Below are 1,214 nucleotides of genomic sequence, written 5' to 3' on the forward strand. Positions count from 1 at the left end.
CGGCGGTTCTGATCGCCGGCGCGATCGGCCTCGCCAACGGACTCCTCATCGCCGGCATCGGCATCAATCCGCTGGTGACGACGCTTGGTATGGCCAACATGGTGCTGGCCTTTGCCTCGACGATCAGCGGCGGCTTTCCGGTCACCGGCCTGCCGAAGAGCCTCACCGCCGAATTCGCAGAGCGCTCGCTGCTCGCCATCCCGATGCCGATCTGGATCGCCGCGCTGGTGTTCGTGCTTCTGTTCCTGACACTTAAAGCGACGCGCTTTGGCCGGAGCCTCTATATCATCGGCGCCAACCCAAGGGCGGCAGTGGCGGCGGGCATCCGCACCATGCCAGTGCTGGTGCTGGCTTACATGCTTTGCGCGCTTCTGGCAGCACTCGGCGCCCTTCTGCTCACTGCGCGCACCGGCTCTGGCGAGCCCAATCTCGGCGGCAACCTCACGCTTGAAGCCATCGCGGCCGCCGTGGTCGGTGGCGTGCGCCTTTCCGGCGGCGAGGGCGGCGTTGGCGCCGCGGTGCTCGGCGCGCTGTTCGTCACAGTGCTCTCCAACGGCATGAATCTCGTCCAGATCGACGGTTATCTGCAGCAGATCTGCCTGGGCGTCATCATCGTCGTCAGCCTGATCGTCAACCGCGACGAAGCCAGGCGCTGATACTCCAACCTGTTCGGGAAGCTCGTATGGCCTATCAAGTTTGCATCGACATCGGCGGCACCTTCACCGACTGCCTCGTCTCAAACAGCAAGGGCGAGATCGCGATCTTCAAGTCGCCGACGACGCCCGGCGAATTCGAGAAAGGCTTCATCAATGTCCTGCATGTCGCGGCCGAGGGCTATGGCCTGAGCGGCGCCGACTTCATGAGAGAGATCGACCTTATCGTGCATGGCTCGACCGTGTCCACCAACGCATTGGTCGAGCGTAAGACGGTCAAGGTCGGCCTCATTCTGACCGCCGGCCACCAGGATATCCTCGTGCTGCGCGAGGGCCCGCGCAAAGGCGCTTTCCAGTGGCGGCTGAACTATCCCGATCCCTATGTGCCGCGCCATCTGACCAAGACGGTCGCCGGCCGCATCGACGCGCGCGGCCGTGAATTGGCGCCGCTGTCGCTGGACGACGTGCGCAAGGCGGCGGCCGAATTCCGCGGCCTCGGTGTCGAGGCGATCGCCGTCGGCCTCCTGTGGTCGGTGGTTAACCCGGCGCATGAGCTTGCTG

2 protein-coding genes are annotated in these 1,214 nt (G+C 64.7%); both read left to right on the forward strand.

The genetic code is table 11. The features are described 5' to 3' along the window. Positions 1–656 (forward strand): ABC transporter permease (locus EOA27_RS37165; RefSeq protein WP_145970854.1); only part of this gene is annotated, 656 nt, incomplete at its 5' end. A 26-nt stretch (positions 657–682) separates the two neighbouring features. Continuing rightward, on the forward strand, positions 683–1,214 hold a 532-nt coding region (locus tag EOA27_RS37170), incomplete at its 3' end, for a hydantoinase/oxoprolinase N-terminal domain-containing protein (RefSeq protein ID WP_281059521.1).

Origin of the sequence: Mesorhizobium sp. M2A.F.Ca.ET.037.01.1.1 (genome assembly GCF_003998075.1) — a bacterium.
Taxonomy (GTDB): Bacteria; Pseudomonadota; Alphaproteobacteria; order Rhizobiales; family Rhizobiaceae; genus Mesorhizobium.